The organism is Candidatus Rokuibacteriota bacterium (assembly GCA_016209385.1).
GTDB lineage: Bacteria > Methylomirabilota > Methylomirabilia > Rokubacteriales > CSP1-6 > JACQWB01.
In genome coordinates, this window is the sequence record JACQWB010000032.1 from 22,152 (window position 1) to 30,690 (window position 8,539).

The following is an 8,539-nucleotide window of genomic DNA, read 5'->3' on the forward strand; positions in this document are numbered from 1 at the left end:
GTTTTCAGCATCCTGCTAGAGTCCCAGGAGCGCCTGGAGCTGTCCCCGATCAAAGCCCACGACGACGGCGTCGTCCACGAGGATCACGGGGACCGTGAGCTGCCCGGTCCGACGGACCAGCTCCTCGCGGCCGAGCTGGTCCTCCAGCACGTTGACGTCCTGGAACGCCACTCCGTGAGACGAAAGAAACTCTTTCGCCGCCCGGCAGGGCACTCAGGTCGGGGTCGAGAAGACAACCACCCGGCGCTCCGCCATCGCTTCCCCTCCGTTTCTGGATCGTCCGGCACGAGCAATTGGGCGAACCACTCGGGCCTCGCCTCAGTGTTACTTACTCGGGCCTCGCCTCGTGGCGGGCCTGCCTGGCGGCATGGCCGCCGCCCCTCGGCTCGAACAGCGTCGGGCCTCGCCTCGTGGCGGGCCTGCCTGGCGGCATGGCCGCCGCCCCTCGGCTCGAACAGCCAGGCCTGCGGCTCGTCGGCAGCCCCTCGGCTCGAACTGTCACCGGGTCCAGGCTAACATAGAAGCGGGCACCCGGGAACGTGCGGTCCCGGGGCAGCGAGCGCATCTTCAGCCCAGGAGGTTGGATCGGTGAACGAGCTCAGGAAGGACCCCACCCGCGGCCAGTGGGTGCTGGTGCGGCCCGCGGCAGCCGCCGTCGAAAAGACCGACGAGTGTCCGTTCTGCCCGGGGAACGAGTCGCTGACGCCCTCCGAGATCGCGGCCTATCGCAAGGAGGGGTCGCAGCCGAACAGCCCCGGCTGGCAAGTGCGGGTGATCCCGGAGCTGGATCCGTACTTCCGCGTGGAGTGGGAGCTGGTCCGCGAGGGCGTCGGGATGTACGACAAGATCACCCCGCGGGGGGCCAGCGAGCTCATCATCGAGAGCCCGAGCCACGACGATACGCTGGCCACCATGGGCGAGGAGCAGCTCGAGCAGATCCTCTGGATGTACCGGGACCGGATCGAGGACCTCAAGCGGGACCCTCGGATCCGCGACACGCTGATCACCCGTCAGCACCGGAAGCCCGGCTCCCGGATCAGCCACCCCTACTCGCGCGTGACGGCGATCCCGATCATCTTCGATCAGCTGCGGCGGGAGCTACAGGAGTGTCGGACCTACTACCAGTACAAGCGGCGCTGCGTGTTCTGCGACGTCCTCCGGCAGGAGGTGGCGAGCCAGGAGCGCGTCGTCCGGCTCACCCCTTTCTTCCTGGTCCTCGTGCCGTACGCCGCGCGCGCGCCGCTCGAGACGTGGATCCTCCCCCGCCAGCACCACTGCGCCTTCGAGGCCATCTCCGCCGAGGCGGTGGCTGATCTCGCGCGGCTCCTGTCCGGCTACTTCCAGGTTCTCGCCCGGGACTTCGGGGATCCTGGCTTCGAGATGTCGCTGCACACGGTTCCGAACCTGGCCTCCAAGCTCCTCCGGGACGAGTGGGCGACCGTCGCGGAGGATTACCACTCGCACCTGGAGATCCTGGTCCAGCCCGAGCGTTTGAAGCGGCTCGGGGGGATCTTCATCAGCGACCTGCTTCCTGAGGAAGCGGCGCGGCAGCTCCGCCAGGCGTGGGGCTGACGGCGAGTCCCGTGCGGGCCCCCCGCAGCGTGTCCGAATAAGGCCCGTCGAGCGCGGGCTTCGCCCGCGCAACCAACTCGGGCCTCGCCTCGTGGCTATTTACTCGGGTCTCGCCTCGTCGCTGTCCTCGCCTCCGGCTCGTCCGAAGCCCCTCGGCTCGAACTGCCACGCCTGCGGCTCGTCGGCAGCCCCTCGGCTCGAACTGCCATTCCTGGGGGAGGCTTCGGAGGGGGACACCCGCGCCTCCGGCGTGGGTACCCGGGCCCCCTCCGATTCTAGGGGTAGAGGCCTCGCACGCGGTAGCCCTCGGCCACGCGCCGGATCCCCTCCATCAGTGCCGCGGTCCTGAGGTCCGTGCCTTCCTTCTGGGCGATCGCCCAGACCCGGTTGAACGCTCGCGCCATGACCTCCTGGAGGCGCGAGGTGATCTCGCTCTCCCGCCAGAAGTAGTACTGGAGCCCCTGTACCCACTCGAAGTAGGACACCACGACGCCGCCGGCGTTCGCCAGGATATCCGGGATCACGGTCACGCCCCGCTCGCGCAGGATCTGGTCGGCCTCGGGGGTGGTCGGGCCGTTGGCCCCCTCGACGATCAAGGAGGTCTTGATCCGACCGGCGTTGTCGTTCCGGATCTGGGAGCCGACCGCTGCGGGGACGAGGACGTCGCAGGAGACCTCGAGGAGCTCGGGGTTCGAGAGGGCGTCGGCGTCGGCGAAGCCAGCCACCGAGCCGGCCTCGCGGACGTGGGCCTCCAGCTGGCGGACGTCGAGGCCTTTCGGGGTGTACACGCCGCCCTTGGCGTCGCTCACCCCGACGATGAGGCATCCCTCGCGCCAGAGGAGACGCGCGGCCACGCCGCCGACGTTGCCGAACCCCTGGATCACGACCCGGCGTCCCTTGAGGTCGACCCCCTGGTGGCGCGCCGCCTGGTAGAGCGTGTACACGATCCCGCGGCCCGTGGCCTCCCGCCGCCCTGCCGAGCCTCCGACGATCAACGGCTTCCCGGTGACGACCCCGGGCACGCTCTTCCCCTGGGTCATCGAGTAGGTGTCCATCATCCAGGCCATGACCTGCTCGTCGGTCCCGAGGTCTGGGGCCGGAATGTCCAGATCGGGGCCGATCAGGAGGATGATCTCGGCGGTGTAGCGCCGGGTCATCCGCTCGAGCTCCTTGAGTGACATCGCCCGTGGATCGCACCGGACTCCACCCTTGGCCCCTCCGTAGGGAAGCCCCATCAAAGCGCACTTCCAGCTCATCAGCATGGCCAGGGCTGTGACCTCCCCGAGGCTCACATCCATGTGGTACCGGAGACCTCCCTTGGTCGGACCCAGCACGGTGTTGTGGTGGACGCGGTAGCCGATGAACGTTTCAGTCCTCCCGTCGTCCATCAGCGTCGGGACCGAGACAACGAGGGCCCGGCGGGGATAGCGGAGGCGCTCGTGGATGTTGGGGTCGAGGCTGATCCTTGCGGCAACTGTGTCGAGCTGGTGAAGGGCTGTTCTCAGAAGCTCAGAATCAAACTCTGCTTTGCTGAACATAACAAGAATTTCTCCCTTGACAAAAGAGCCAGGGTGGCAGATACTCCGACTAGATTAATCGGCGATCAGAACTGTCGGGATTATACATGCTTCGCTTTACTAAACGTGCTGACTATGGGCTGATGGCGATTCATTATATCGCCTCGCACCAGGAAGACGGCGCGGTGAGCTCGAAGCGGATCGCAGAAACGCTGAACATTCCCCAAGAGCTCCTGGCCAAGATCCTCCAGCGCCTCGCCAAGAAGGGGTTCATCGTCAGCCAGAATGGCCCGAAGGGCGGCTATGTCCTGACGCGAACCCCCGGCGAGATTACCGTGGGGCAGGTGATCCGAACGCTGGAGGGTCCGATCAACATCGTCAGTTGCCTGGACGACTTCGACTGCCCCCAGCTTCCGCGGTGCAGCCTGAGGCGGCCCGTCCAGAAGATTCAGGCGAGCATCAGCTACCTCCTCGACAGCATGACGCTGGCCGAGCTGATGGGGGACAGCGTACCCGTTCTCGAGCTCACGGCGAGCAACTAGGAGACATCGATGGCGCTGAAGTTCCCGATTTTCATGGACAGTCCCTCGACCACGCCCGCAGATCCGCGGGTGCTGGAGGCGATGCTCCCCTACTTCACCGAGAAGTTCGGCCACCCGGCGAGCCGGAACCACCCGTTCGGCTGGGAAGCCGAGAAGGCGGTGGACACCGCCCGCGACCAGATCGCGAGGCTGGTCGGCGCCCGGGACCCCAAGGAGATCGTGTTCACCTCCGGCGGGACCGAGTCGATCAACCTGGCGATCAAGGGCGTCGCCGAGATGTATCGGGAGAAGGGAAACCATATCGTCACGACGGTGATCGAGCAACGCGCCGGGCTCGACACGTGCAAGCGGCTCGAGCGTCAGGGCTACGCGGTCGCCTCCGTGCCGGTGGACCAGCAGGGACTGGTCGATGTCGAGGAGATCAGGAAGACCATCACCGACAAGACCATCCTGATCTCGGTCATGTTCGCCAACAACGAGATCGGCACGATCCAGCCGATCGAGGAGATCGGCAGGCTGGCCAAGGAGAAGGGGATCGTCTTCCACACCGACGCCACCCAGGCGGTGGGGAAGGTCCCCGTGGACGTCGAGCGCATGGGGATCGACCTCCTCTCCTGTACCGCCCACCTGCTCTACGGCCCGAAGGGCGTGGGCGCCCTGTACGTCCGCCGGAAGAACCCGCGGGTCCGGATTGCCCCCCTCATCGATGGGGGCGGCCACGAGCGGGGCATGCGGTCGGGGACGGTACCGGTCCCGTTGACCGTCGGCTTCGGAAAGGCCGCCGAGATCTGCAGGGAAGTGATGGCCCAAGAGGGAGCCCGCTTGAAGGGGCTCAGGGATAGGCTCCAGGACAGGATTCTCTCCTCCCTGGACGAGGTCTTCCTCAACGGCCATCCGGACAAGCGTCTCCCCCACATCCTGAACGTCTCCTTCGCCTACGTCGAGGGCGAGTCGGTGTTGATGGGGGTGAACAAGGAGAGCGCCATCTCCTCGGGGTCCGCGTGCACGTCAGCCACGCTGGAGCCGTCCTACGTCATCGCGGCCCTCGGGGTCGATTCCGAGCTGGCCCACTCCTCGATCCGCTTCGGACTCCACCGGTTCAATACAGACGAGGAGGTCGACTACATCGGCGAGCGCATCGTGGACGTGGTGAGGCGTCTCAGGGAGATGTCTCCGCTCTACGAGCTCGCCAAGGAGGGCGTGGATCTCAAGTCGATCAACTGGAAGGCAGAGTAGCTGCCGAGGGTCGATAAGGAGGAACCACACACATGGCCTACAGCGACAAGGTCATCGACCACTACAACAACCCGCGCAACGTGGGGTCGTTCCCCAAAGAGACCCCGGGCGTGGGGACGGGGCTGGTGGGCGCGCCGGAGTGCGGCGACGTCATGAAGCTCCAGATCAAGGTGAACCTGGCGACCGGGGTCATCGAGGACGCCAAGTTCAAAACCTTCGGGTGCGGGAGCGCGATCGCCTCCTCGAGCCTGGCCACCGAGTGGCTGAAGGGCAAGAGCGTGGAAGAGGCGAAGCAGATCAAGAACACGGACATTGTCAACGAGCTGAAGCTGCCTCCCGTGAAGATCCACTGCTCGGTCCTCGCCGAGGACGCGATCAAGGCGGCCCTCTCGGATTTCCAGGGGAAGTGGCCCAAGAAGGAAGCCGCGGCGGCAGCCGCGACGTCATAAGAGCGGGGACGGCGGATCTCGATTCGAGGAGGATGAGGGGACTATGCCGGTACACGTGAGCGAGGCTGCGGTCAAGCAGGTCAAGAGGCTCGTGGAGGAACAGAACCTTCAGGGCGTCTTCCTCCGGATGGGGGTCAAGGGCGGTGGCTGCTCCGGGCTCTCCTACTCCCTGGAGTTCGACAGCGAGCTCGGCCCCCACGACAAGACCTTCGACATCGACGGGATCAAGGTCGTCGTGGACGCCAAGAGCTACCTCTACCTGGTCGGGACCACCCTGGACTACGTGACCCAGGGGCTGACCGGCGGCTTTACGTTCGTGAACCCCAAGGCGAAGTCAACCTGCGGCTGCGGGACCTCGTTCTCGGCGTAGCGACGCGGGTCGGACGCGGCCTGGGCCCGGAGGTGGGCGAGCCACGATAGCCAAACCGTCGCGTACAGGGAGATCGAAACGGGCCCGGGCGGGCCTGTTTTCGTTTTGGAGGGGGAATGTCGGTCAGGCGGGATTACTTTGAGGTCTTCGGGTTGCCGCGGAAGCTCGGGATCGACGCGGAGGAGCTCCAGCGCCGCTTCTACGAGCTCTCCCGGCGGGTCCACCCCGACTTCTTCCAGACCGCGACCCCGGCCGAGCAGGCCCGAAGCCTCGAACACTCGGCGCTGATCAACCGGGCGTACCGGACCCTCCGTGACCTGGTCCCCAGGGTCGAGTACCTGATCCAGCTCGAGGAGGGGCGGGAGACCAGGGAGGGGGATACCGCGATCAAGCCCAAGCCCCCGACGGAGCTGCTCGAGGAGATGCTCGAGATCCAGGAAGCCCTCCAAGAAGCCAGAGCCGGGGGGCTCGACGCGGCGACGCGTCAGCGCCTCAGAGATGAGCAGGCCCGGCTGATCGAGCGCCGCGCCCGGGAGGAGGCGTCGCTCCTCGCCCTCGCCGGCGAGTGGGACGCGCGTGCCGACGGGGACGGCGACCGGAGTCAGCTCCTGGACCGGATGAAGCAGGTGCTGGCGGCCCGGGCATACTTCAACACCGTGATCAACGACCTGAGCGAAGCGCTCGGCGAGGAAACGCACGCGAATGTCTCGCATCGTCGGCATTGACCTCGGCACGACCAACAGCCTGGTCGCCTACATGGCTGAGGGCCTGCCACGGGTGATCCCCGACCGCGAGGGACGCCCGCTTCTCCCCTCGGTTGTGGCCTTCACCCGCGACGGCGTGCTCGTGGGAGAGGCCGCGAAGCGCCAGCTCGTGAAGAACCCCGGGCAGACGATCTACTCGGTCAAGCGGTTCATGGGGAAGGGCTACGAGGACGTCAGGGCGGAGCTCCGCTACTTCCCCTTCGAGATCGTCCCGAGCCAGGAGATGGTGCGGATCCGGGTCGGCGACCGCGAGGTGACGCCTCCGGAGGTCTCCGCGCTCATCCTCAAGTCGCTCAAGGAGCGGGCCGAGGCCCACTTCGGCGAGCCCGTGGAGAAGGCGGTGATCACCGTCCCCGCCTACTTCAACGACAGCCAGCGCCAGGCCACGAAGGACGCGGGGCGGATCGCAGGGCTCGAGGTCCTCCGGATCGTCAACGAGCCGACTGCGGCGTCGCTGGCCTACGGCCTTCATAAGCTGAAGGAGGGGCTGGTGGGCGTCTACGACCTGGGCGGCGGGACCTTCGACATCTCGATCCTCAGGGTGAAAGAGGGAATCTTCGAGGTGCTGGCGACCAACGGCAACACCCACCTGGGCGGGGACGACTTCGACCGCGCCCTGGTGGACTGGCTCCTGGCGGACATCCGCGCCGCCCACGGCGCCGACCTGAGCGCAGATCCGGAGGCGATGCAGGAGCTGAGGCTCGGCGCCGAAGCCGCCAAGTGCGTGCTCTCCTTCGAGGATCGGACGATTTTGACGATCCCGTTCCCGCAGTACGGGTTCACGTACTGCCGGGAGATCGGCCGCGCCGAGCTGGAGGCCCTCATCGAGCCGCTGGTGGGCGCCACGCTCGGTCCCTGCCGGATGGCGCTGGCTGACGCCGGGCTCAAGCCGGCGGAGATCGGCGAGGTGGTGCTCGTGGGAGGCTCGACGCGGGTGCCCCTGGTCCGGCGACGGGTGCACGAGCTGTTCGGCAGGAAGCCCCACAGCCACCTGAATCCCGACGAGGTGGTGGCCCTGGGCGCCGCGGTTCAGGCCCACATCCTCGCGGGCGGCATCACGAACATGCTGCTCCTGGACGTCTCGCCTCTGTCGCTGGGGATCGAGACGCTCGGCGGCGTGATGAGCGTGCTGATCCCCCGGAACACGACGATCCCGACGAGCGCCAAGGAGCTGTTCACGACCTCGGTGGACGGCCAGACCGTCGTGGACCTGCACGTCCTCCAGGGGGAGCGTGAGCTGGCCAGGGACAACCGCTCCCTGGCGCGCTTCGAGCTCTCCGGGATCGACCCGATGCCGGCCGGCCTGCCGCGGATCGAGGTCACGTTCCTGATCGATGCCAACGGCATCCTCCAGGTCCACGCCGGCGAGCTCAGGACGGGCAAGGAGGCATCGGTCGAGGTGAAGCCCTCGTACGGCCTCACCGATACCGAGGTGGAGCGGATGATCGAGGAGTCCTTCGCCCACGCGGAGGCGGACGTCGCCGCCCGGCTCCTGATCGAGGCGCGGAACGAGGCCGACACGGTGAGCCGCGGGACCGAGAAGGCCCTCGCCCAGGGGGCTCGCCTGGTCGACGCCGACGAGGTCGCCCGGATCCGCGCCGCCCTGGAGGAGCTGCGGGCGGTCCGCGACGGGGATGACCGAGACCGGATCCGGGAGAGGACGGGTCGGCTCAACCAGGTGACGCTCCATCTGGCCGAGCTGCTGATGGATGCCGCGCTCAAGGAGGCGCTGGCCTCGCGAAAGGTGACGGAGGCGCTGAAGGGCTCGTGATGGCGATCCACAAGGTGACGTTTCTCCCGCTGAACATCACGGTCGAGGTGGACGACTCCAAGTACCCGTTCGGGGACCACGGGCTCCCCGGCTCCGTCCTCGACATCGCCCTGGCGAACAACATCCACCTCGAGCACAACTGCGGGGGCAACTGCGCCTGCACCACCTGCCACGTGATCGTGAAGGAAGGAGCCGAGAAGCTGTCCGAGATGCAGCCGGACGAGGAGGATCGCCTGGACATGGCCTAGGGGCTCACCCTCCACTCCCGGCTCGGCTGCCAGGCGGTGGTCAAGGGCGACGTGGTGGTCGAGATACCCT

9 protein-coding genes and 1 pseudogene are annotated in these 8,539 nt (G+C 67.0%); 8 read left to right on the plus strand and 2 right to left on the minus strand.

Annotated elements, in window-relative coordinates; genetic code table 11:
* Positions 1-15: 15 nt before the first annotated feature.
* Positions 16-171, minus strand: coding sequence for a hypothetical protein (locus tag HY726_02170; protein MBI4607798.1), 156 nt, complete (start codon positions 169-171; stop codon positions 16-18).
* Between the two features lie 417 nt (positions 172-588).
* On the opposite strand from HY726_02170, the gene HY726_02175 reads away from it, so the two are divergent.
* Positions 589-1,572, plus strand: coding sequence for a galactose-1-phosphate uridylyltransferase (locus HY726_02175; GenBank protein MBI4607799.1), 984 nt, complete (start codon positions 589-591; stop codon positions 1,570-1,572).
* Positions 1,573-1,847: 275 nt separating this feature from the next.
* Here HY726_02175 and HY726_02180 read toward each other — a convergent pair whose 3' ends face one another.
* On the minus strand, positions 1,848-3,110 hold the full coding sequence (locus HY726_02180; GenBank protein MBI4607800.1) for a Glu/Leu/Phe/Val dehydrogenase: 1,263 nt from the start codon (positions 3,108-3,110) through the stop codon (positions 1,848-1,850).
* Between the two features lie 122 nt (positions 3,111-3,232).
* Between HY726_02180 and HY726_02185 the strand changes: the two genes are divergently transcribed.
* From HY726_02185 to HY726_02215, 7 genes and pseudogenes are all read left to right on the plus strand, one after another.
* Positions 3,233-3,631 carry an Rrf2 family transcriptional regulator gene (locus HY726_02185; GenBank protein MBI4607801.1) on the plus strand — a complete coding sequence of 133 codons (399 nt, stop codon included), beginning with the start codon at positions 3,233-3,235 and terminating at the stop codon, positions 3,629-3,631.
* A 15-nt stretch (positions 3,632-3,646) separates the two neighbouring features.
* Positions 3,647-4,867: an IscS subfamily cysteine desulfurase gene (locus HY726_02190; protein ID MBI4607802.1), complete on the plus strand. Its 1,221-nt coding sequence runs from the start codon at positions 3,647-3,649 to the stop codon at positions 4,865-4,867.
* A gap of 32 nt (positions 4,868-4,899) precedes the next feature.
* Positions 4,900-5,316 (plus strand): Fe-S cluster assembly scaffold IscU, encoded by a 417-nt coding sequence (gene iscU / locus HY726_02195; protein ID MBI4607803.1) that lies wholly within the window; start codon positions 4,900-4,902, stop codon positions 5,314-5,316.
* Between the two features lie 43 nt (positions 5,317-5,359).
* The gene (locus HY726_02200; GenBank protein ID MBI4607804.1) at positions 5,360-5,686 is read left to right on the plus strand and encodes an iron-sulfur cluster assembly accessory protein; all 327 of its coding nucleotides are present in this window, start codon (positions 5,360-5,362) and stop codon (positions 5,684-5,686) included.
* Positions 5,687-5,802: 116 nt separating this feature from the next.
* A complete protein-coding gene (hscB, locus tag HY726_02205; protein ID MBI4607805.1) occupies positions 5,803-6,411 on the plus strand; it encodes a Fe-S protein assembly co-chaperone HscB in 609 nt (202 codons plus the stop codon).
* The gene (gene dnaK / locus HY726_02210) at positions 6,389-8,221 is read left to right on the plus strand and encodes a molecular chaperone DnaK (protein MBI4607806.1); all 1,833 of its coding nucleotides are present in this window, start codon (positions 6,389-6,391) and stop codon (positions 8,219-8,221) included. The genes hscB and dnaK overlap by 23 nt, the downstream gene beginning before the upstream one ends.
* A pseudogene (locus tag HY726_02215) lies at positions 8,221-8,539 on the plus strand (2Fe-2S iron-sulfur cluster binding domain-containing protein). Before dnaK ends, HY726_02215 begins: the two are co-directional and overlap by 1 nt.